This window comes from Streptomyces sp. NPDC037290 (assembly GCF_055603245.1).
In genome coordinates this window covers 449,348-469,468 of sequence record NZ_JBVJVZ010000006.1, presented here as the reverse complement: position 1 = coordinate 469,468, position 20,121 = coordinate 449,348, and the positions used below count along the sequence as shown (strand labels likewise).

At 71.6% G+C, this 20,121-nt stretch carries 19 protein-coding genes; 11 read left to right on the top strand and 8 right to left on the bottom strand.

Going from position 1 to position 20,121, the window contains the following annotated elements; genetic code table 11:
• Positions 1 to 34 precede the first annotated feature (34 nt).
• The 3 genes from ACZ7HQ_RS24015 to trhA form a co-directional block, all read right to left on the bottom strand.
• Positions 35 to 766 (bottom strand): Mut7-C RNAse domain-containing protein, encoded by a 732-nt coding sequence (locus tag ACZ7HQ_RS24015; protein WP_470993412.1) that lies wholly within the window; start codon positions 764 to 766, stop codon positions 35 to 37.
• A 33-nt stretch (positions 767 to 799) separates the two neighbouring features.
• Entirely contained in the window at positions 800 to 1,432 is a 633-nt protein-coding gene (locus ACZ7HQ_RS24010) for a TetR/AcrR family transcriptional regulator (RefSeq protein ID WP_470993408.1), read from the bottom strand.
• 183 nt (positions 1,433 to 1,615) lie between these two features.
• A complete protein-coding gene (gene trhA / locus ACZ7HQ_RS24005) occupies positions 1,616 to 2,329 on the bottom strand; it encodes a PAQR family membrane homeostasis protein TrhA (protein ID WP_470993405.1) in 714 nt (237 codons plus the stop codon).
• A gap of 309 nt (positions 2,330 to 2,638) precedes the next feature.
• On the opposite strand from trhA, the gene ACZ7HQ_RS24000 reads away from it, so the two are divergent.
• Both ACZ7HQ_RS24000 and ACZ7HQ_RS23995 read left to right on the top strand, forming a co-directional pair.
• Positions 2,639 to 4,459 carry a phosphoenolpyruvate carboxykinase (GTP) gene (locus tag ACZ7HQ_RS24000; RefSeq protein WP_470993402.1) on the top strand — a complete coding sequence of 607 codons (1,821 nt, stop codon included), beginning with the start codon at positions 2,639 to 2,641 and terminating at the stop codon, positions 4,457 to 4,459.
• Positions 4,460 to 4,725: 266 nt separating this feature from the next.
• A complete protein-coding gene (locus tag ACZ7HQ_RS23995; RefSeq protein ID WP_470993400.1) occupies positions 4,726 to 6,717 on the top strand; it encodes a CARDB domain-containing protein in 1,992 nt (663 codons plus the stop codon).
• Between the two features lie 143 nt (positions 6,718 to 6,860).
• Here ACZ7HQ_RS23995 and ACZ7HQ_RS23990 read toward each other — a convergent pair whose 3' ends face one another.
• Together ACZ7HQ_RS23990 and ACZ7HQ_RS23985 are read right to left on the bottom strand one after the other, a co-directional pair.
• Positions 6,861 to 7,280 carry an SCO4983 family protein gene (locus ACZ7HQ_RS23990; RefSeq protein ID WP_470993397.1) on the bottom strand — a complete coding sequence of 140 codons (420 nt, stop codon included), beginning with the start codon at positions 7,278 to 7,280 and terminating at the stop codon, positions 6,861 to 6,863.
• 89 nt (positions 7,281 to 7,369) lie between these two features.
• Positions 7,370 to 8,581 (bottom strand): pyridoxal phosphate-dependent aminotransferase, encoded by a 1,212-nt coding sequence (locus ACZ7HQ_RS23985; protein ID WP_470993393.1) that lies wholly within the window; start codon positions 8,579 to 8,581, stop codon positions 7,370 to 7,372.
• A gap of 126 nt (positions 8,582 to 8,707) precedes the next feature.
• On the opposite strand from ACZ7HQ_RS23985, the gene ACZ7HQ_RS23980 reads away from it, so the two are divergent.
• The 3 genes from ACZ7HQ_RS23980 to ACZ7HQ_RS23970 all read left to right on the top strand — a co-directional run bounded on the left by ACZ7HQ_RS23980 (position 8,708) and on the right by ACZ7HQ_RS23970 (position 10,916).
• Entirely contained in the window at positions 8,708 to 9,388 is a 681-nt protein-coding gene (locus tag ACZ7HQ_RS23980; RefSeq protein WP_470993389.1) for a hypothetical protein, read from the top strand.
• 128 nt (positions 9,389 to 9,516) lie between these two features.
• Positions 9,517 to 9,933, top strand: a complete 417-nt coding sequence (locus ACZ7HQ_RS23975; protein ID WP_470993386.1) for a DUF1707 SHOCT-like domain-containing protein — start codon at positions 9,517 to 9,519, stop codon at positions 9,931 to 9,933.
• 149 nt (positions 9,934 to 10,082) lie between these two features.
• Positions 10,083 to 10,916, top strand: a complete 834-nt coding sequence (locus ACZ7HQ_RS23970; protein WP_470993383.1) for a S1 family peptidase — start codon at positions 10,083 to 10,085, stop codon at positions 10,914 to 10,916.
• Between the two features lie 6 nt (positions 10,917 to 10,922).
• On the opposite strand, the gene ACZ7HQ_RS23965 is transcribed toward ACZ7HQ_RS23970, so the two are convergent.
• Both ACZ7HQ_RS23965 and ACZ7HQ_RS23960 read right to left on the bottom strand, forming a co-directional pair.
• Complete coding sequence (locus ACZ7HQ_RS23965) at positions 10,923 to 12,533, bottom strand: N-acyl-D-amino-acid deacylase family protein (protein WP_470993380.1); 1,611 nt, start codon at positions 12,531 to 12,533, stop codon at positions 10,923 to 10,925.
• A 23-nt stretch (positions 12,534 to 12,556) separates the two neighbouring features.
• Entirely contained in the window at positions 12,557 to 13,837 is a 1,281-nt protein-coding gene (locus ACZ7HQ_RS23960) for an alanine racemase (RefSeq protein ID WP_470993377.1), read from the bottom strand.
• A gap of 202 nt (positions 13,838 to 14,039) precedes the next feature.
• Here ACZ7HQ_RS23960 and ACZ7HQ_RS23955 point away from each other — a divergent pair, with 202 nt between their 5' ends.
• From ACZ7HQ_RS23955 to ACZ7HQ_RS23940, 4 genes are all read left to right on the top strand, one after another.
• A complete protein-coding gene (locus ACZ7HQ_RS23955; RefSeq protein WP_470993595.1) occupies positions 14,040 to 15,179 on the top strand; it encodes a sugar kinase in 1,140 nt (379 codons plus the stop codon).
• Positions 15,176 to 15,937: an IclR family transcriptional regulator gene (locus ACZ7HQ_RS23950; protein WP_470993374.1), complete on the top strand. Its 762-nt coding sequence runs from the start codon at positions 15,176 to 15,178 to the stop codon at positions 15,935 to 15,937. The genes ACZ7HQ_RS23955 and ACZ7HQ_RS23950 overlap by 4 nt, the downstream gene beginning before the upstream one ends.
• Positions 15,934 to 16,344, top strand: coding sequence for a RidA family protein (locus ACZ7HQ_RS23945; protein WP_470993371.1), 411 nt, complete (start codon positions 15,934 to 15,936; stop codon positions 16,342 to 16,344). The genes ACZ7HQ_RS23950 and ACZ7HQ_RS23945 overlap by 4 nt, the downstream gene beginning before the upstream one ends.
• Positions 16,345 to 16,476: 132 nt before the next feature.
• Positions 16,477 to 17,019: a hypothetical protein gene (locus ACZ7HQ_RS23940; RefSeq protein ID WP_470993368.1), complete on the top strand. Its 543-nt coding sequence runs from the start codon at positions 16,477 to 16,479 to the stop codon at positions 17,017 to 17,019.
• Between the two features lie 45 nt (positions 17,020 to 17,064).
• On the opposite strand, the gene ACZ7HQ_RS23935 is transcribed toward ACZ7HQ_RS23940, so the two are convergent.
• A complete protein-coding gene (locus ACZ7HQ_RS23935) occupies positions 17,065 to 18,147 on the bottom strand; it encodes a helix-turn-helix transcriptional regulator (RefSeq protein WP_470993365.1) in 1,083 nt (360 codons plus the stop codon).
• 657 nt (positions 18,148 to 18,804) lie between these two features.
• Here ACZ7HQ_RS23935 and ACZ7HQ_RS23930 point away from each other — a divergent pair.
• The gene (locus ACZ7HQ_RS23930; RefSeq protein WP_470993362.1) at positions 18,805 to 19,005 is read left to right on the top strand and encodes a hypothetical protein; all 201 of its coding nucleotides are present in this window, start codon (positions 18,805 to 18,807) and stop codon (positions 19,003 to 19,005) included.
• On the top strand, positions 19,002 to 19,976 hold the full coding sequence (locus ACZ7HQ_RS23925) for a ParB/RepB/Spo0J family partition protein (protein WP_470993359.1): 975 nt from the start codon (positions 19,002 to 19,004) through the stop codon (positions 19,974 to 19,976). Before ACZ7HQ_RS23930 ends, ACZ7HQ_RS23925 begins: the two co-directional genes overlap by 4 nt.
• The last annotated feature ends 145 nt before the right edge of the window (positions 19,977 to 20,121 follow it).

Sequence of the window (20,121 nt, the reverse complement as noted above, 5' to 3'; positions counted from 1 at the left end):
CCGGCGGATCGGCGAGCGTACTCAATCCGCCTGCTCAGTCTCCCTGGGTACGCATGCTCAAGGCCCGCTCCACGACCGCCTCCAGCTGGTCGTGGTGTGCGCCCTTCCAGTAGGCCCGGCCGCACTGCGTGCACTGGGCGAAGACGTCGTACGAGCGCTGGGTGCCGTGCTGGAGCTGGTCGGCCACCTCAGCCTTCGTGGCCTGTCTCAGCAGGCCGTTGCAGGCGGTGCAGCGGGTCCAGGGGTTCAGCTCGGGGGCGAAGCGGTCGAGGACGTCGTGCAGCTGGTCGTCGGGGCGGGTGCTGTAGACGAAGGCGCCGGCCCACAGTTCGCGGCGGCGCAGCAAGCCCCGGTCGCGGCTGAGCATGACCCGCTTCTCGGCGGCCGAGCGCGCGGCCAGCGCCGGGTCGCCGATGTCCGTCGACTCGTACGCCGAGTCCACGCCGAGCAGGCGCAGCCGGCGGGCCAGGGTGCCGAGGTGGACGTCGAGGAGGAAGCGCAGCGGGGCGCCGGGGACCTGCTGGGGGCGTTCGACGGGGCGTACCCGCACCGTCTCGCCCGCCTGCGGGATGTGGGACACCGGTACCTCCTGGCCGTCCACTTCCAGTGCGCCGACCTCGGTCAGCGGGACGCCGAGGGACTCGATGACATGGCCGAGGGTCGAGACGCCGTCCGTGCCGAGCGGTGTGGCGCCGGCCCGTCGGGCGGCCGGCACGAACAGGTGGAGCGCGGGGGCGACTTCGACGTGGATCTCGGGGCGGTTCACTCCGTCAGCATCGCACGCCGGACCGTCCCCACCTCAGTGGATTTCCTTGGGCAGGCCGCGCTCCAGGACGTCGAGCGCGCGGTCGATCAGGTCGTGGAAGTCGTCCCGGTGGTCGTTCTCCGCCCAGTACATGGACGTCTCCATCAGGGCGCCGATCAGGGACATGGCGTGTACCCGGATCTCCAGGCCGTCGGGGTCGCCGCCGGTGCGCTCGCCGATGGCCTGGCAGAGCATGCGACCGGTGGACGACATGCTCTCCATCATCCGCGAGCGCACCGCCGGGACCTGGACCATGAGGTGGGTGCGCAGCCGGGAGACCGCGGGGTCGTTGTCGATGCCGGACTCGACGGCCCGGTGCAGGACGTACCGCATGGTCTCGAACCAGGATTCGTCGGCGGGCCGCGCCCGGATCTCCTCCAGGATGAGCGGGTCGTACTCGTCCGTGAGGACGATGTCCGCCTTGGTCGGGAAGTACCGGAAGACGGTCGACGGCGACACTTCGGCCCGGTCGGCGATCTGGTCGATCGTCGTGGCGTCGTACCCCTGTTCCCTGATCAGTGCGTACGTCGCGCTGCGGATCGCCTCACGGGTCTTGATCTTCTTGCGCTCGCGGAGGCTCGGTTGCGGGCGGTCGGCGGGGGAGAGGGGGGAACGTGCGGCCGTCATGGGGGTCATTGTCGGGCATCCGCCACGGGAGCGGCCCTGCCTGGGGCGACGGCACCGTGGGCGCCGTCCGCGGAAATGAGGGTAACTCTCAAAATGATGAGAATGTCAATGAGCAGCTGATGTCAGGCACAAGGAAGCGGCCACGGCTGGTGAGCCGTGGCCGGGCGGGAAGGGGGAGGGGGTCTACGCGTGCTGGTAGGCCACCAGCGAGATGCCGACGTAGTGGACGACGAACGCGGCGAGCGTGAAGGAGTGGAAGACCTCGTGGAAGCCGAACCAGCGCGGTGACGGGTTCGGCCGCTTGATGCCGTAGACCACGCCGCCGGCGCTGTAGAGCAGACCGCCGACGATCACCAGGATCAGGACCGCGATGCCGCCGGTGCGCAGGAAGTCGGGCAGGAAGAAGACGGCCGCCCAGCCCATCGCGATGTAGCAGGGCGTGTAGAGCCAGCGCGGTGCGCCGACCCAGAAGACGCGGAAGACGATGCCGGCCGCGGCGGCGGCCCAGATGCCCCACAGCAGCCACTGGCCCTTGGCGCCGGGCAGGAGCAGCAGGGTCAGCGGGGTGTAGGTGCCCGCGATGATCAGGAAGATGTTGGCGTGGTCCAGGCGGCGCAGGACGCCGTCCATCCGGGGGCTCCAGTTGCCCCGGTGGTACAGCGCGCTGACGCCGAACAGCAGGCAGGCCGTCAGGACGTAGATCCCGCAGGCGACACGGCCTCTGGTGGAGTCGGCGAGGGCGGTGAGCACGAGGCCCGCGATGAGTACGGCCGGGAACATGCCGAGGTGCAGCCAGCCGCGGAGCCTGGGCTTGACCGGGTGCGGCAAGGAGAGCGCGACGGGACCGCGGCCACTGGCCGGCGTCTCCGTGGGCGCGTCAGGGGCGGACGCAGTCATGCGGGGCATGGTACCGACGGAGCCGTAAGTCGGGTATCAGCGCGGCTCTTGGTCGATCGAACGCAAAAAGACCTTCAGGTGACGCAAACCTGGACGCAAAGGAAATGTAAACGTCCCTGGAAAACCGTGGCCTTCCTCACGTCGCTCACCTGTGAGGTCCCCTGGACATATGGGCACTCGTGTCGGATACGATCAAATGAGTGCAGTCGGCACCGGATGAGCATCCAGAAGCGTCCGGGTCGCAGCCCCCACGGGGCAACAAGGACAAAATCCCTCACCAGGGTGTAAATCCCTCACTTAGGAGCAACCGTGGCGCGCGACAACTCGGCTTCCAGCGTTCCCACAAACCACCAGGAACTGATCTCGTGGGTCGACGAGATCGCCGAACTGACGCAGCCGGACAACGTGGTCTGGTGTGACGGCTCCGAGTCCGAGTACGACCGGCTCTGCGAAGAGCTGGTGGCCAAGGGCACCTTCACGAAGCTCGACCCGATCAAGCGCCCTAACTCCTACTACGCGGCGTCCGACCCGACCGACGTCGCGCGGGTCGAGGACCGGACCTTCATCTGCTCCGAGAAGGAGGAGGACGCGGGCCCGACCAACCACTGGAAGGCCCCCGCCGAGATGCGGGAGATCTTCAGCGGCGAGAAGGGCCTGTTCCGCGGCTCGATGCGTGGCCGCACCATGTACGTCGTCCCGTTCTGCATGGGCCCGCTCGGCTCCCCGCTGTCCGCGATCGGCGTGGAGATCACCGACTCCGCCTACGTCGCCGTCTCCATGCGCACGATGACGCGCATGGGCCGGCCGGTCCTCGACGAGCTCGGCGACGAGGGCTTCTTCGTGAAGGCCGTCCACACCCTCGGCGCCCCGCTGGAGGAGGGCCAGGAGGACGTTCCGTGGCCGTGCAACTCCACCAAGTACATCTCGCACTTCCCCGAGGACCGCGAGATCTGGTCCTACGGCTCCGGCTACGGCGGCAACGCCCTGCTCGGCAAGAAGTGCTACGCCCTGCGGATCGCCTCCGTCATGGCGCGTGACGAGGGCTGGCTGGCCGAGCACATGCTGATCCTCAAGCTCACCCCGCCGCAGGGCGAGTCCAAGTACGTGGCGGCGGCCTTCCCCTCCGCCTGCGGCAAGACCAACCTCGCCATGCTGGAGCCCACGATCTCCGGCTGGACCGTGGAGACCATCGGCGACGACATCGCCTGGATGCGCTTCGGCGAGGACGGCCGCCTGTACGCGATCAACCCCGAGGCGGGCTTCTTCGGCGTCGCGCCCGGCACCGGTGAGCACACCAATGCCAACGCGATGAAGACCCTGTGGGGCAACTCGGTCTTCACCAACGTCGCCCTCACCGACGACGGCGACGTGTGGTGGGAGGGCATGACCGAGGAGGTCCCGGCCCACCTGACCGACTGGAAGGGCCGCGACTGGACCCCGGACTCCGCCGAGCCCGCCGCGCACCCCAACGCCCGCTTCACCACCCCCGCCTCGCAGTGCCCGATCATCGCGCCGGAGTGGGAGGACCCCAGGGGCGTGCCGATCTCGGCGATCCTCTTCGGTGGCCGGCGCGCCAGCGCGGTGCCGCTGGTGACGGAGTCCTTCGACTGGAACCACGGCGTCTTCCTCGGCGCCAACGTCGCCTCCGAGAAGACCGCAGCCGCCGAGGGCAAGGTCGGCGAGCTGCGCCGCGACCCGTTCGCCATGCTGCCGTTCTGCGGCTACAACATGGGCGACTACATGGGCCACTGGGTCGACGTGGCCAAGGACAAGGACCAGTCCAAGCTGCCGAAGATCTACTACGTCAACTGGTTCCGCAAGAACGACGAGGGCAAGTTCGTCTGGCCCGGCTTCGGCGAGAACTCCCGTGTCCTGAAGTGGATCGTGGAGCGCCTCGACGGCAAGGCCGAGGGCGTCGAGACCCCGATCGGCGTGCTGCCGGCCAAGGGCGCGCTGGACACCAACGGTCTCGAACTGTCCGAGTCCGACCTGGACTTCCTGCTCACCGTGGACAAGGAGGTCTGGCGCGAGGAGGCCGCCCTGGTCCCCGAGCACCTCAACACCTTCGGCGACCACACCCCGAAGGAGCTGTGGGACCAGTACCACGCCCTGGTGGAGCGCCTGGGCTGAACGGCCCGCTGAAGACTCCACGGCCGGTCCGGATGCCCTGACCAGCGATCGTCACGGCCGGTCGTGGTGACAAACCCACCGGGACCCCGCACAACGGCGTGCGGGGTCCCGGTCGTTGGGCGGGACTGCTCGTCCACGCGGGTGGATTGCCGGGCCCGTTGGGCGACACGGCCCGCGGCGGGCCGGGCCGGTGGGTGAGGGGCGGAAGGCTGTCGCCCATGTTCACACCTCACGTTCGATCGTTCACAACTCGTGTTCGATCACGTATGGCGCGGGCCGGGACCGTGGCGGCCACCGTCCTCGCGCTCGTCCTGGCCCTGCCGGGCACCGCGGTAGCCGCCCCCGGTGACCTGGACCCCGGCTTCGGCGGCACCGGCAGAGTCCTCACCGACGTCGGCGGTGACGACCATGCCGATGACGTGGTCGTGCAGCCCGACGGGAAGATCGTCTCGGTCGGCGCCACCGTCGACGGCTCGGTGCCCGAGAGCGACTTCGCGCTGACCCGCCACAACGCCGACGGCACCCTGGACACCGGCTTCGGCGGCGACGGCACGGTGACGACCCCCGTCAACAACATGATCGCGCCGGGGGATCTCCAGTGGAGCGAGGCCCACGGCGTGGCGCTGCAGCCCGACGGCAAGATCGTCGTGGCGGGCGGCAGCTGGCGGGGCTACGAGAGCTGCTGCTGGTTCGTGGTGGCCCGGTACAACGCGAACGGCACGCTGGACACGACGTTCGGCGGCGGTGACGGCAGGGTGTTCACCGACTTCGGCACCCCCGAAGAGGCCATGGACGTCGCCGTACAGCCCGACGGCAAGATCGTCGCCGCCGGCTATGTCGGGGGCCAGGCCGCGGTGGCCCGCTACAACCCCGACGGGAGCCTGGACACCGGTTTCGGGGGTGGCGACGGCATGGTGACCACCGACCCGGAGCCGGCGTCGCCGCAGGAGGGCGGGGACGTCCGTGCCCTGGCGCTGCAGCCCGACGGGAGGATCGTCGTCGGGGGTCAGGTCGGGTCGACCGCCTTCGACTTCGTCGTCCTCCGCTACAACGCCGACGGCAGTCTCGACACCGGATTCGCCGGCGACGGCATCCAACGCACCGACTTCGGCGACTACGAGGCGGTGGAGGGCCTCGCGGTCCAGTCCGACGGCAAGATCGTCGCGACCGGTGGCAGCGGCGGCCGGTTCGCGGTGGCCCGCTACAACCCCGACGGCAGCCTGGACACGAGTCTCGACGGCGACGGCAGGGTCCTCACCCCCGGTGGCACGGCCGCGGATGTGGTGGTGCAGCCCGGCGACGGCAGGATCGTCGTCGCGGGCGGCGGCGGCAACTTCGCGGTCCTGCGGTACAACCCCGACGGCAGCCTGGACTCCGGCTTCGGTCCCGGCGGTGAGGTGACCACGGATTTCGGCGGCACGGACATGGCCTCCGGCGTGGCACTCCAGTCCGACGGAAAGATCGTCGCAGCCGGTCAGGGCGGCCCGAACAGCGACTTCGCGCTGGCCCGTTACCAGGGTGGCGGCAGCGCACCGCCGCCGCCCCCGCCCAGCGCGGACCTCTCGGTCACCAAGACGGGCCCGTCCTCCGTCACCCTCGGCGACCAGGCCACGTACACCGTGCGCGTGACCAACGCCGGCACGTCCACGGCGGCGGCCACGGGTGTCACGCTGGGCGACACGATGTCCGGAGCGGGTGTGACCCTGGTGTCGGCCACGACCTCCCAGGGCAGCTGCACCACCACCGCCACCGGCGCCAATTGCTCCCTGAACACGCTGGCTCCGGGGGCGAGCGCCACGGTGACGGTGGTCGCCGAACCCCGCACCACCGGCACGCTCCGGAACACCGCGACGGTCGCCGCCGCCCAGAGCGACCCGGTGCCGGGCAACAACACGGCCACGGCGAGCAGCGGCGTCGCCAACACCCGCGGCTGCACGATCGTCGGCACCAGCGGGCCCGACACCCTCAACGGCACGGCCGGGAACGACGTCATCTGCGGTCTGGGAGGCAATGACACGATCCGCGGGAACGGCGGCGCCGACACCGTCTACGGCGACTTCGGCAACGACACCATCGACGGCGGCACCGGCAACGACACCCTGTACGGCGGCGCCGGAAACGACTCGGTGAACGGCTCCTACGGCAACGACCGGGTGTACACCGCCGACGGCGTCTCCGGCAACGACACGGCCAACGGCGGCCCCGACTTCGACACCTGCACCACCGACACGGGCGACACGCGGATCAGTTGCCCCTGAGCAGGGACTCCATCGGGACTCGGCCGGTCTCCCTGGTGCGGGGGCCGGCCGAACCCGGTCCGGCACCGCGACGTGTGGCGCCCGGTCCGCGCGTCGCTGCGGGTGCACGCGGACCGGGGCCGCTCAGGGGGACCCCGGAGGGGTCAGGCGGTGGTGCTCAGTTCCTTCGGCTCGGCCAGCGCCGCGGCGTGGGCGTCCATCCGCTCGGCGGACAGGATCGCCGCCGCCGTGTCCGCGCGCGAGGCGGCGACGACGAGCGCGCGTCCGGCGAGAGCGTGCGCGCGCCGGTGCAGGGCCGTGGCCTCGCCGGTGGCGGACGGTGTCGCCCGCAGCGGGGCGCGTCCTGACCGCAGCCGGGCCACCTGTGCGGCGAGCCGCTCGGCGGCGCACTCCAGATCGGCCGAGGGGGCCGACCCGCGCAGTTCGTCCGTCACGGCGAGCAGGGCCGCGAGGTGTCCGGCCAGCTGGATGTCCAGCTCCTCCTCGCACGACCGGTGGGGGAAGTCGGAGGCGGTGCCGGCCCTCGTGCTGTGGACCGACTTGGTGCGGATCGGTTCGTACATGCGGGATGGCCTCCTGTGCTCTGACAGGAAGCCATCCTAGCTTGGATTTCGTCTAAAGTTGAGTCGTGTCACGGAATGGAGTCCGTCGGCTACGGTTGGCTGTAGCCGTCCAGGAAGTTCCCGATCCGGGTGATCGCGTCCCGCAGGTCGCCGACCGTCGGCAGGGTCACGACCCGGAAGTGATCCGGCTCCGGCCAGTTGAAGCCCGTGCCGTGGACGACCATGATCTTCTCCCGCCGCAGCAGGTCCAGCACCAGCTGCCGGTCGTCCTTGACCTTGAAGACCTGGGGGTCGAGGCGCGGGAAGAGATACAGCGCGCCCTTGGGCCGTACGCAGCTCACGCCCGGGATCTGCGTCAGCAGCTCGTACGCCGTGTCCACCTGCTCCTTCAGCCGGCCGCCGGGCAGCACCAGGTCGTTGATCGACTGGCGCCCGCTGAGGGCCGCCACGACGCCGTGCTGCCCCGGCATGTTGGCGCACAGCCGCATGTTCGCCAGGATCGTCAGGCCCTCGATGTAGGAGTCGGCGTGCGCACGCGGCCCGGAGACCGACATCCACCCCACCCGGTAGCCCGCCACCCGGTACGCCTTCGACATGCCGTTGAAGGTGAGGGTGAGCAGGTCCGGGGCGACCTTGGCGGTCGGCGTGTGGGTGGCGCCGTCGTAGAGGATCTTGTCGTAGATCTCGTCGGAGCACACCAGCAGGTTGTGCCGCCGGGCGATGTCCGTCAGCCCCTTGAGCACGGCCTCGTCGTAGACCGCGCCCGTGGGGTTGTTCGGGTTGATGATGACGATCGCCTTGGTGCGGTCGGTGACCTTGCGCTCGATGTCGGCCAGGTCGGGCATCCAGTCGGACTGCTCGTCGCAGCGGTAGTGGACCGCCGTACCGCCGGAGAGGGAGACGGCCGCCGTCCACAGGGGGTAGTCCGGCGCCGGTACGAGGACCTCGTCGCCGTCGTCGAGGAGGCCCTGCATGGCCATCACGATCAGCTCGGAGACGCCGTTGCCGATGAAGACGTGCTCGACGTCCGTCTCGATGCCGAGGGTCTGGTTGTGCATGACGACCGCGCGGCGGGCGGCCAGCAGGCCCTTGGCGTCGCCGTAGCCGTGCGCGCTGGAGACGTTGCGGAGGATGTCCTCCAGGATCTCCGGGGGGCACTCGAAGCCGAAGGCGGCCGGGTTGCCGGTGTTGAGCTTGAGGATGCGGTGTCCCGCCGCCTCGAGCCGCATGGCCTCCTCGAGAACCGGACCCCGGATCTCGTAACAGACGTTGGCGAGCTTGGTCGACTGGATCACCTGCATAACCGTGAGCTTACGGCCCGGTAACGCGGCTCGGGTCGTGTTTTCCACCACGTGAGACACGGAGGTTTGCCCGGATATCGCCGAAGGCTGTCTCACGAGCCCCTTGCGTCCCTACAATCCGCTGTCATGTCCACCGAACGGGAGCGGCCGACGCCTCCGGCTCCACCGAACGTGTACCTCCGGCAGGCCCCGGCCCCGGCCTACGAGGCGTACACCGACCCCGCCGCCGCCCACGGCTGGCAGAGCGCCTACGACGAGACGCGCGAGCTGCCCCCGCTGACCGAACCCAGTGAGCCCACTGAGCCTGCCGGGCCCGTCGAGCCGTACCGCCCGGGCGAGGGACGGGCCGCGCGGCGGCGCGCCGGGCGGCGCACGGGCGGTCGCCGGCGGGTGGCTGCCGTCGCCGGGGTGCTGGGCGTGGCCGGCGCGGTCGCGGTGATCGCCGCCGTGGCGGGCGGCACGGATCCCGCGACCCCGGACGGATCCCGGCCGGCCGGCGACGGACGCGTCGCCGTCGGCGACTCCGCCACCGCGAGCCCCCGCACGGACGACGGCTCCCCGGCCGGGCCGGCCTCGGCGACCCCCGTCAGCGCCGCCTCGGTCGCGCCGTCCGGGGCGGCCGCGCCCCCGGCCGGCCACGGGTCCCGGACGGCCGAAGGCCCGAGCGCCGCCACGACCGCTCCGCCTCCCGCTCCGGCCACCTCCGCGCCCGCGCCCACCGCGCCGGCCACCGACCCGGCCTCCTCCACACCGGCCCTGCCCGGCGGCCGGGGCCACGGCCACGGCACCACGAAACGCCCTCGCTGACCGGCGGGCATCGCTTTTGCGGCAACTCTGCTTTCAGCCAGGTCACTCGGCCTGCCGCAGGGTGGTGTGACGGGTTCGCCTGTCAGAGTTGACCGCATGACACCGGTCACCCCGCTCCCGCGGGACACGTGCCGCCGGCTCCCGACACGCTCGTCTCCGACGAGGACCGGGAGCGTGCTGTCGAGCGGGTGCGGGCCGCCGTGGCCGACGGGCGCCTGCCGCTGGGCGAGTTGGACGACCGGCTGGGCCGGGTCCACCGTGCCCGGACGCCCGGCGAGCCTGCGGCCGCCGCGCGCGGCCTGCCCGAACCGGGGCCCGGGGACCGCCTGGTGGTGGACCGGGCGCCCGCCTCACGTTTCGCGTTCGGCGTGTTCGGCGGATTCCGCCGTGACGGCGAGTGGGTCGTTCCGCCCCGGTTCACCGCCTCGTCCATGTGGGGCGGCGGCCGGCTCGGCCTGACCGAGGCCCGGTTCGCCGCCCAGGAGACCGTGATCCGGGCCGTCGCCCTGTTCGGGGCGGTTGTCACCAAACCGCCTGAGAAATAACGCGGTTGCCCAGGGCGGGAGGCACAGGGAAACCCCTATGACCTGACGTGGCTTCTTGTTCGCACCCCTCCTGGCGTTGAGAATGCACATGACAAACACCGGTCGCCGGAAGATGTCCGGCCGCCCAAGTCGTCAGAGGGGACCCCCACATGAACAAGCCTCTCCTTGCCGCACTCTCCTCCCTGGCCCTGGCCGGGCTGGGCGCCGCCCCCGCGGTCGCCGCCCCGCACACCGCCAAGCCCGCCGCGGTCACCGTCAACTTCGCCGGCACCGTCTCGCTCAGCAACTGCTCCGGCTCCGTCATCCGCTTCCCCAACTCCGCGGACACCGACCCGGCCCTCGTGCTGACCAACGGCCACTGCCTGGAGACCGGCTTCCCGAGCCCCGGCGAGGTCATCACCGGCCAGTCCTCCAGTCGTAGCTTCGGCCTGCTCAACGCCAACGGCAGCAGGGTCGCCACCCTCCGTGCCAACCAGGTCGTCTACTCGACCATGACGGACACGGACGTCACGATCTACCGCACCACCACGACCTACGCGGCCATCAAGAACTCCTACGGCATCTCCCCGCTCACCGTGCAGGACACCCACCCCGCCGCCGGCACCGCCATCAAGGTCGTCTCCGGCTACTGGAAGCGCACCTACAGCTGCAACGTCGACGGGTTCGTGTACCGGCTGAAGGAGGGCGACTGGACCTGGAAGGACTCGCTCCGTTACACCTCCTCCTGCAACACCATCGGCGGCACCTCGGGCTCCCCCGTGATCGACACCGCCACCGGCAAGGTCGTCGCCGTCAACAACACCGGCAACGAGGACGGCGAGCGCTGCACCGAGAACAACCCCTGCGAGGTCGACGAGAGCGGCAACGTCACCGTCCGCCAGGGCATCAACTACGCCGAGGAGACGTACATCATCCCGGCCTGCTTCACCACCGGAAACAAGCTCGACCTGAACGCGGCCGGCTGCACCCTGCCGAAGCCGTAAGGGCGGTCACACCGGCGTACGGCGGACGGACCGGCCCGCGAGCACGTCCGTCCGCTTTCCGCCCTCGATGACGAACCGGCCGTCGACCAGGACGTGCGGGATGCCGGCCGGCAGCGTGCGGGGCTCGGCGAAGGTCGCGCCGGGCGCCACCGTCCCCGGGTCGAACAGCACCAGGTCGGCCCGGTACCCCTCGCGCACCAGCCCCCGGTCCGGCAGCCGCAGCCGGGCCGCGGGCCGGGAGGTGAGGTGGGCGACGCACTCCTCCAGCGAGAGGATGCCCAACTCCCTCACGTAGTGGCCGAGATAGCGCGGGAAGGTGCCATAGGCGCGCGGGTGCGGCTTGTCGCCCCGCAGGATGCCGTCGGAGCCGCCCGTGTGCGTGCGGTGCCGCATGATCGTGCGGACGTTGTCCTCGTGGCCGACGTGCTGCAGGACCGTCGTACCGAGCCGGTCCTCGACCAGGAGCCGGCGGGCGGTGTCCCAGGGCGCCTCGCCGCGTGAGCGGGCCGCCTCCCGGACGGTACGGCCCACGAGGTACCCGAGCGCGGGGTCGGTGACGCCGGAGATCTCGATCGTCTCCCACTCCACGGGCACGCCGTGGCACCCGTCCGGCCCGGTCACCTCCAGGTCGTGCCGGATCCGGTCCGCCGTCGCCGGGTCGGTGAGCCGGGCCAGGACCTCCCCGGGGCCGCCCTCGCTCGCCCAGCTGGGCAGCAGCGCGGCCAGGGTGGTGCAGCCGGGGGTGTAGGGATAGGTGTCGAGGGTGATGTCCGCGCCCGCGTCCAGGGCCTGGTCCAGCAGGGCCAGCAGCTCGGGAGCCCGGCCCTCGTTCACGCCGAAGTTCATCGTCGCGTGGGCCAGGTGGAGCGGACAGCCGGCCTCCCGGGCGAGGGCGACCGTCTCGGCGTAGGCTTCCAGGGCGCCGGCGCCGTAGGAGCGGTGGTGCGGGCAGTAGTAGCCGCCGTACGACGCCACCACCCGGCACAGTTCGGTCAGTTCGGTGTCGGGGGCGTACATGCCGGGGGTGTAGGTGAGCCCGGAGGACAGCCCGACCGCGCCCTGTTCGAGCCCCTCCGCGACCAGCTGCCGCATCCGGTCCAGCTCTTCGGGGGTGGCGGGCCGGTCCTGCCAGCCGACGACGAGCGCGCGGACCGTGCCCTGGGGGATGAGGTAGGCCGCGTTGACGGCGGTCCCGCGATCCAGCCGGTCGAGGTACTCGCCCACCGACCGCCAGTCGAGGTCGAGGTCGTCGCCGTACCCGTTCCACCCGGTGATCGCCCGCCGCACCTCCTGAAGCGTGCGGTCGTCCACCGGCGCGTACGACAGCCCGTCCTGGCCGATGACCTCCAGCGTGACCCCCTGTGCCGCCTTCGCGCTGTGGTCGGGGTCGCGCAGCAGGGCGAGGTCGGAGTGGGCGTGCATGTCGATGAAGCCGGGGGAGAGGACCAGGCCCTCCGCGTCCAGCTCCCGCACGGCGCGCGGGCGCTGGCAGCCGGCCGCGGCGGCCTCCTTGACGATCGACACGATCCGGCCGCCGTCGATCACCACATCGGCCCGGTACGACGCGTCGCCGCTGCCGTCGACGACGTCGGCGTCCCGGATGACCAGGTCCTCCATGCCCCGCCTCCCCTTCCCCGGCTCTAGAAGAACGTACGGATGTACTCGACGACCGTCCCGTCCGCCTCCGCCACCGGGATCAGCTGCCACTTGTCGAAGGACGTGCACGGGTGGGACAGCCCGAGACCGATCCAGTCACCGACCTCGATGTCCGCGCCGGGTCCGGTGCGCAGCCACAGGTGCTGGTCGGACAGGGCGCTCACCTCGATCCCGGTGGCCGGGTGCTCGGTACCGTCCCGGCGTACCACCTGGACGACGGGCAGGTCCAGGTCGTAGGCGGCGTCCCGCTTGCCCGCGTTGACGAAGGCCTGGTCGGCCGAGGGACGCGAGACCACCTGCGCCCACAGCCGGAAGGCGGGCTCCAGGGCGCCCTCCTCGGGTACCCGGTTGAACGGGGTGAGCCTGCTGTAGTGCACGTCGTCGTGCGAGACGTAGGCGCCGGAGCGCAACAGCTTCAGGACGGGAAGCGACAGCCCGGGGATCCGGGCGAACACGTCGGCGACCGCGTCGAACCACTCGCTGCCGCCGGCGCTCACCACGATCTCCTCGGCGTCCGCGAACAGCCCCGCCTTGTCGAACTCGACAGCGAGGGAGACCAGCCGGGTCAGCCACTCGCGCACCAGCGCCGGATCGGCGCCGGGCACCTGGGCCTCGTAGCCCGCGACGCCGACGAGTCGCAGGGTCCCGGTGCCGGCCACGGCACCGGCGACGGCCCGGGCGTCCGCCTCCGTGCGCACGCCGGTGCGGGCGCCCTGTCCGGCGGCCAGTTCGACGACGACGTCGACGGGCCGGGCGGCGCCCCGGAGCGCGGAGTCCATCAGCTCGACGCCGCGCACGGAGTCGACGTAGCAGACGAACCGGAAGCCGGGGTCGGCGGCGAGTTCCCCGGCGATCCAGCGCAGCGCCGGGGCATCCACCAGTTCGTTGGCGAGGAACACCCGCTGGATGCCGAACGCCCGGGCGACACGCACCTGGTGGGGCACCGCGAGCGTGATGCCCCAGGCGCCGTGCGCGAGCTGGCGGTGGAAGAGCTGCGGGGCCATGGAGGTCTTGCCGTGCGGGGCGAAGGCGAGACCGTGCCGGGCGGTGTACGTCTCCATCAGCGCCAGGTTGTGCTCCAGGCGCTCGGCGGACAGGGCGAGGAGGGGGGTGGTGAAGCCGCCGGTCGCGGTGGCTTCGGTGAAGAGGTTGCGGCGCTGGGCGGTGAGCTCGGCGACGGTGAGGCCGTCGGCGTCCGGCGGGAGGCCCTTGAAACGGTGGTCGACGCGTTCCTCGGCCAGCCGGGCGAGCGCTTCGGTGCTCATGGAGCCCCTCTCCTGGCTGTTGCATTCTCTGCAACAGTCATTGCATGTGTTGCTAACTGGTGTCTAGCATCTCGCCGACACCGGGTCAACGGAACCGCCACCCGGATATCGGACAGGAGTCATCATCAACGACGCTGCTTACGTCTCACCCGTTGCGGACGGCCGCGTGGACATCGTGGACGTCGTGGCGCTCGGCGAGTCCATGGTCACCTTCCTGCCCAGCCGGCCGGGTCGCCTCGCGGACGTGCCCTCCTTCGACCGCGCGATCGGCGGCGCCGAGTCCAACGTGGCCTGCGTGCTGGCCGCCGCCGGCCACAGCGCCCGCTGGGTGAGCCGCGTGGGCGCGGACGGCTTCGGGCAGCACCTGGTGGAGGGCATCGCCGGGTACGGCGTCGACGTCTCGTCCGTGTCCCGCGACCCGTCCCGCCCGACCGGCGTCTACTTCCGCACGGCCGGCGACCGGGGCACGGGCGCCCACGAGGTGGCGTACTACCGGGCGGGGTCGGCGGCGTCGGCGATGAGCACCGGGAACGTGGAGCTCGCGGCGGTACGTTCGGGCCGGGTACTCCACCTGTCCGGCATCACGGCAGCGCTGTCCGACGACTGCCGCGCCCTGGTGCACTCCCTGACGGCTCCCCGGCCGGGCCGCCCGCTGCTGTCCTTCGACGTCAACCACCGCCCGGCCCTGTGGACGAGCGCCGAGGCCGCCCTGCAGTCGCTGGACCTGGCCCGCCGGGCGGACGTCGTCTTCGTCGGCGAGGACGAGGCGGAGCAGGCGTGGGGCGTCACGGGCGGCCCGGAAGCGATCAGAAGGGCACTGCCGGAGCCCGGGGTGCTGGTGGTGAAACAGAGGGAGCGGGGGGCGACGGCGTTCGAACGCGGTCTGTCCACGGACGGCCCCGCCGCCGGGGCGGACGCAGCCGGCGCGCACCCCTTCCGCCGGCCCGCGGGCGGTCGTGCCGCCGAGGCGGCGCCCCTCCCGAAGAAGGACGGCACCCCTCCAGCGCAGGATCGCGCGACCGGCCCCCGGCCCACCGCGACCACGGCCATCTTCGAACCGGCCCCGCGCGTGGACGTCGTGGCAACCACCGGTGCCGGAGACGCCTTTGCCGCGGGCTTTCTCTCCGGCACCCTGCGGAACCTCCCCCTGGGCAGCCGGCTCCGACTCGGCCACCTCTTCGCGGCGGCGGCCCTCACCACCCCCGGTGACCTGGCCCTCCCGCCCTCCCGGGCCCACGCCGACCGTCTGACCGCCCTGGACGACACCGCATGGGGGAGACTTCGACTCGCCCCCGGCTGGACGCAGGCCGAGCGGCACAAGGAGGAGGCGAACACCCCATGAGTCAGACCGTCGACCGTGCCCTGAGCATCCTGCCGCTGCTCGCGGAGGGACCCGCCGGCCTCGGCCAGGTCGCCGACCGCCTCGGCGTGCACAAATCCACGGCACTGCGCCTCCTGCGCACCCTGCACGAGCACGGCCTGGTCTACCGCCAGTCCGACCAGCGCTACCGCCTCGGCGCCCGTCTCTTCGCCCTCGCCCAGGAGGCGATGGAGAACCTCGACATCCGCGAGATCGCCCACCCCCACCTCGTCCGGCTGAACGAGGCCTGCGGTCACACCGTGCACCTCGCCGTCCACGAGGAGAACGAGGTGCTCTACATCGACAAGGTGGAGAGCCGCTACCCGGTCCGCATGTACTCCCGCATCGGCAAGCCCGTCGCCCTCACGGTCGCGGCCGTCGCGAAACTCCTCCTCGCCGACCTCCCCGAACCCGAGCGCCGCGCCCTCGCGGACAAGCTCGACTACCCCCTGTACACGCCCCGTTCGACCCCGAACGCCGAGGCCTTCCTCAGGGAGCTGGCCACGGTGCGCGAACAGGGCTGGGCCACCGACCTCGGTGGCCACGAGGAGTCCATCAACTGCGTCGCCGCCCCCATCCGCGGCGCCGACGGCCGGGTGGTCGCCGCGATGTCGGTGTCCGCGCCGAACGTGGTCGTCACCGCCGAGGAACTCCTCACCCTGCTCCCACAGGTCCGCCGCACCGCGGACGCGATCAGCGGCGAGTACTCCGGACGCACACCAGTAAGGGACCCCGAATGACGGACAAGATCGCGCTCACCCCGAAGACCCACACCGCCCCGCCCGCGAAGTTCTCGCACGGTGTCAGGAAGGGCAACATCCTCCAGGTCGCCGGGCAGGTCGGCTTCCTGCCCGCCGAGGAGGGCAGGCCTCCGACGCCGGCCGGTCCGGCCCTGCGCGAGCAGACCCTGCAGACCCTCGCCAACGTCAGGGCGATCCTGGAGGAGGGCGGCGCCACCTGGGACGACGTGATGATGATCCGCGTCTATCTGACGGACGTGGACCACTTCGCCGAGATGAACGAGATCTACGACATGTACTTCGAGCAGCAGGGACTCACCCAGCCCCCACCCGCCCGTACGACGGTGTATGTCGGTCTTCCCAGGGGGCTGCTGATCGAGATCGACGCCCTGGCGGTACTCGACTGATTGACCGGCACTCGAACCCGTGACCCTTTCGCGTTGGCCCCGTGAGTGTGTTCGTGTGAGTGTGACGTGAGTGAACCCGGGGATGAGCGGGCTGACTGGTTCCGGCACAGGGAAGTCGTCCATACTGCCGCCGTGGAGCAGCGCATAGGAGCGAGCAGCAAGCCGTCCGAGACCGAGCCGTTGAAGGCCGAGCCCGTGACGGGCGCCGGTTTCGACCCGGCGTTCATCCCCGGCATCACGGGCCCGTCCGCGGCCAGGTCCGCCGGGCCGGCGGACGCCGAACCCGAGGACGCCGAACCCGAGGACGCCGAAACGGCGGACGCCGGCCCGGCTCAGCTGGACGAGGGCGGGGAGGCCGAGGCGGTCGAGGAGTCGGAGGACGCCGCGGCCGGCGGACCGGTCTTCGAGGCGTCCGACCGCCGCGCGAAGATCGTGGCCGACCGCAGGGGCGTCCGCCTCAGCCTCGACGAGGAGTCCTGCGAGTTCCGCTGGGACGAGATCGCCGCGGTCGAGACGGAGTCCCCCCGCTTCGGCAAGCGCTTCACGGTCACCGTGCACACCCCTGACCGCCGCTGGTACCCGATCGAGATCGAGGCGGCGGCCAGGGCCCGCTTCCAGGAGTGGGACGAGCAGTTGGACGCGGTGCTCGACGCGTACTTCGAGGACGCCGGCTGACACGTCGTCGCCCCGCCCGGCCGCCCGCCCGTTCCGTCTCCCCGGCTATTCGCCCGTTTCGTCGAACCAGCCCCGGCGCTGGGCCTCGGCCCCCGCGGCGAAGCGGGTTTCGGCGGCGAGCTCGTCCATCAGCTCGCTGATGCGCCGCCGTACGGTGCGCGGGGTCAGGCCGAGGCGCCGGGCGACGGCCTCGTCCTTCAGGCCCTGCCGCATCAGCGCCGCGATCCCGAGACGCTGACGCTCCCGCTCCCCGAGGGCGCCCCCGGAGGGCGGCGGGGCCGTCAGCGGCCGGGCTTCCTGCCACAGCAGTTCGAAGTAGTGGCGCAGGGCGGCCACCACGACCGGTGAGGTCAGGTGGAGGGCCACGCTGGAGCCGGTCGGCGTGAGCGCCAACAGGGCCTGCGCACCGTCCGTGATCTTCATCTTCATGGTCAGTCGCGGCAGGAGACGTATCTCCTCGCCCGCGGCCGCGCAGCGCTCCACGATCGCGGAGCCCACGGGATCGCTCAGGAACCCGGTCTCGTAGATGCTCCGGTGCCGCACCCCGCGGGCGATCGACGCGGCCGTCGGAGGCTGTGCGGAACTCTCCGTCAGCGGAAGGTCGTAACGGAAGGTCTCCAGCGTCAGGTGCTCCTCGGTGGCCGCCGTTCCGATCGTGTTGGACAGCGCGGCGATGTCGTCGGAGTCGGTGAGCACGCGCGCGAGCCGGTGGGAGGAGCCCTCCTGCCCCTGCCGGTCGGCGAGTTGACGGATCTGCGCCGCCTCCCGTTGCGCCCGGGCCACGAGGTCGTACTGGGCGTGGAGATCGTGCTGCTTCTGGGCCAGCGCCGCCTCCAGCGCCGGAACCGGTGCCGCGGCCGCCAGGACCGGCGGGTCGTGGGGCAGTACGTGCGCCAGCCCCATGGCCAGCAGACGCGCGCTGCGCCCGGCACCGCCCAGACGGGCGTCGGCCCCCTCCAGCGGAATCGGCCCGCCCGCCTCTGCCAGACTGCGGTAGCCGTCCGCCAGGTCGGCCGTCGTCAGCGCGGTCAGCGTGCCCACGGTCCGGGCCAGTAACTCCGTGGCGCTGGTGGTGAAGACGACGGGTCTGTCAATGAGTTGCGCGTCTCCCGGTGTCCTGCTGTCCACAATCTTCCTCCCCGTTTTCGTGTCCCCATCGTGCAGTCTCGCAAGGGTTCGTTACAGCCGTTTTGAAAACAGCTTGAACCCTGCGCCCTGGGGCCGGGACCGAGACGTCCCCGCAGGTCAGAAGGGTGGCCGCAGAGAAGGAAGGCAGGGTGGCGCGCCCCGGGCGACACCCTCTGGCCGGATCGCGGGACCTCACCGGAGCGGCGCCCTCGGGCCGGGCGGTGGCCACTCACGTCCAATCGGCCACAAGTCCACCTGGCCATCGAAGTGCCCACCCTGTGAACTCGCCAGTGCACGGAGGTATGTGTGATGGCACGGCGGGGGAAGTCCGAGCATGTACAGCAGCATGACCATGGTGGACGGCAGGCCGGGGACGACGACGTACCCGGCGGCCGACTCTGTCACCCGGTGGCTCCGGTACGGCGCGAGTTCGGCATGTCCGGCCACGCGGGGGCCCGTTTCCTCACATCCGTGAGCCGCAGGCCGGAGCGCACCGCACGGCAACCGATTCCGGCCGCCGCCTTCCTCAGTCGCTGACCAGCGGCTTCCCGCAGCCGACCGACACCCCCGAGACCGGCCCAGTCGCGGATCAGTGACGCTCCCGGCTACCCCGTACCCGCTCGACACACGTCATGGACACCCAGGGGGAAACCGACCATGACCAGTACGCCTTCCTTCTCTCCTGCCCGGAAACCGGCCGGGGCGCTGTCGCCGCGCCCGGCGGTGACCGGTTCGGCGCACCTCCCGCCCCGCGGCGCGGACCGCCTGGAAGCGCCGCGTCGCCTTGCCGAACAGGCCATCGTGGCCGCCGAGTTGCTCACCACCGTCGGCAGAGCCCTCCGGGAGAGCCGGCCATGACCGCGGCGACGTCTCGTACGCAGACCGGCCCCGCACAACGCCGTACGGAAAAGGTGGCCGTCTCGGCGCTGGCGCCCGCCGACTCCCCCCGGGCCGGGGAGGTCGACCTCTCCTACGCCAGGTCACTCATGGCGCTCCCGGAACTGCCGCCGATCCTGGTGTGCCGGCGCACGATGCGGGTCATCGACGGCATGCACCGGCTCACGGCGGCACTGCTGGCCGGGCACGCCGAGATCGACGTGCGCTTCTTCGACGGAGACCAGGAGGAGGCGTTCGTCCAGGCCGTGCAGGCCAATCTGCACCACGGGCGGCGGCTGACCCAGCAGGAGCGGACCGCGGCGGCCCACCGCATCCTGGCCGCGTACCCGCAGTGGTCGAACCGGTCGATAGCCCAGGCCGCGGGCCTGTCCACGAAGACCGTCGCCGCGATCAGGCGCAGTTCATCCGGTGACGGGCCACAGTTGAACACCCGGGTGGGGCGGGACGGCCGGACGCGCCCGGTGGACCCCTCCGCCGGACGGCAGCGGGCGGCGGCCTACCTGCGGGACCACCCGGACGCGTCGCTGCGGCAGATCGCCTCCGCCGCCCAGGTCTCCGTGGGCACCGCCCGTGACGTCCGGGTCCGGGTGCAGCGGGGCGAGGACCCCGTCGCGCGCAAGGACACCTGCGCTCCGGCCGGGCCCGTCCCGTTGGCCGCGGTCGCCCGTGACCGCGGCGCGCCGGTGCCCGGCCGGCGCCGTACCCCCGCCGCGGATCCCCTCGCCGCCCTCGCCCGTGACCCCTCGCTGCGGTTCTCGGAGCCGGGACGGCGGCTGCTGCGCCTGCTCGACAACCGTGCGCTGGTGGACGACGGTTCGCAGACGCTGCTGGCGGCCGTGCCCCGGCACAGCAGGGCCGTGCTGATCGCCGCGGTGCACCAGCACATCGACCTGTGGATGTCCTTCGTCACCGTGCTCGACCAAGTGAGCTGAACCCGCGCGTACCAGGAGCGGGGGGGGGGGCGAACGGCCAGCCGCCCCCCCTTACCGAGGTCCCTTGCCACCGGTGCCCCCCCCCAAACTCCCCCCACCCCCCACCACCCCCCACCCCCCCCCCCCCCCCCCCCCCCAAACGAGG

What these genes read in the sequence shown, in the direction of transcription:
- ACZ7HQ_RS23945 (WP_470993371.1), top strand. Translation starts at nt 15,934, where the DNA reads ATGACGGACAAGATCGCGCTCACCCCGAAGACCCACACCGCCCCGCCC.
- ACZ7HQ_RS23985 (WP_470993393.1), bottom strand. Translation starts at nt 8,581, where the DNA reads ATGCAGGTGATCCAGTCGACCAAGCTCGCCAACGTCTGTTACGAGATC.
- ACZ7HQ_RS23990 (WP_470993397.1), bottom strand. Translation starts at nt 7,280, where the DNA reads ATGTACGAACCGATCCGCACCAAGTCGGTCCACAGCACGAGGGCCGGC.
- ACZ7HQ_RS23980 (WP_470993389.1), top strand. Translation starts at nt 8,708, where the DNA reads ATGTCCACCGAACGGGAGCGGCCGACGCCTCCGGCTCCACCGAACGTG.
- ACZ7HQ_RS23995 (WP_470993400.1), top strand. Translation starts at nt 4,726, where the DNA reads ATGGCGCGGGCCGGGACCGTGGCGGCCACCGTCCTCGCGCTCGTCCTG.
- ACZ7HQ_RS23960 (WP_470993377.1), bottom strand. Translation starts at nt 13,837, where the DNA reads ATGAGCACCGAAGCGCTCGCCCGGCTGGCCGAGGAACGCGTCGACCAC.
- ACZ7HQ_RS23925 (WP_470993359.1), top strand. Translation starts at nt 19,002, where the DNA reads ATGACCGCGGCGACGTCTCGTACGCAGACCGGCCCCGCACAACGCCGT.
- ACZ7HQ_RS23965 (WP_470993380.1), bottom strand. Translation starts at nt 12,533, where the DNA reads ATGGAGGACCTGGTCATCCGGGACGCCGACGTCGTCGACGGCAGCGGC.
- ACZ7HQ_RS23950 (WP_470993374.1), top strand. Translation starts at nt 15,176, where the DNA reads ATGAGTCAGACCGTCGACCGTGCCCTGAGCATCCTGCCGCTGCTCGCG.
- ACZ7HQ_RS23930 (WP_470993362.1), top strand. Translation starts at nt 18,805, where the DNA reads ATGACCAGTACGCCTTCCTTCTCTCCTGCCCGGAAACCGGCCGGGGCG.
- ACZ7HQ_RS23955 (WP_470993595.1), top strand. Translation starts at nt 14,040, where the DNA reads ATGGTCACCTTCCTGCCCAGCCGGCCGGGTCGCCTCGCGGACGTGCCC.
- trhA (WP_470993405.1), bottom strand. Translation starts at nt 2,329, where the DNA reads ATGACTGCGTCCGCCCCTGACGCGCCCACGGAGACGCCGGCCAGTGGC.
- ACZ7HQ_RS24010 (WP_470993408.1), bottom strand. Translation starts at nt 1,432, where the DNA reads ATGACGGCCGCACGTTCCCCCCTCTCCCCCGCCGACCGCCCGCAACCG.
- ACZ7HQ_RS23970 (WP_470993383.1), top strand. Translation starts at nt 10,083, where the DNA reads ATGAACAAGCCTCTCCTTGCCGCACTCTCCTCCCTGGCCCTGGCCGGG.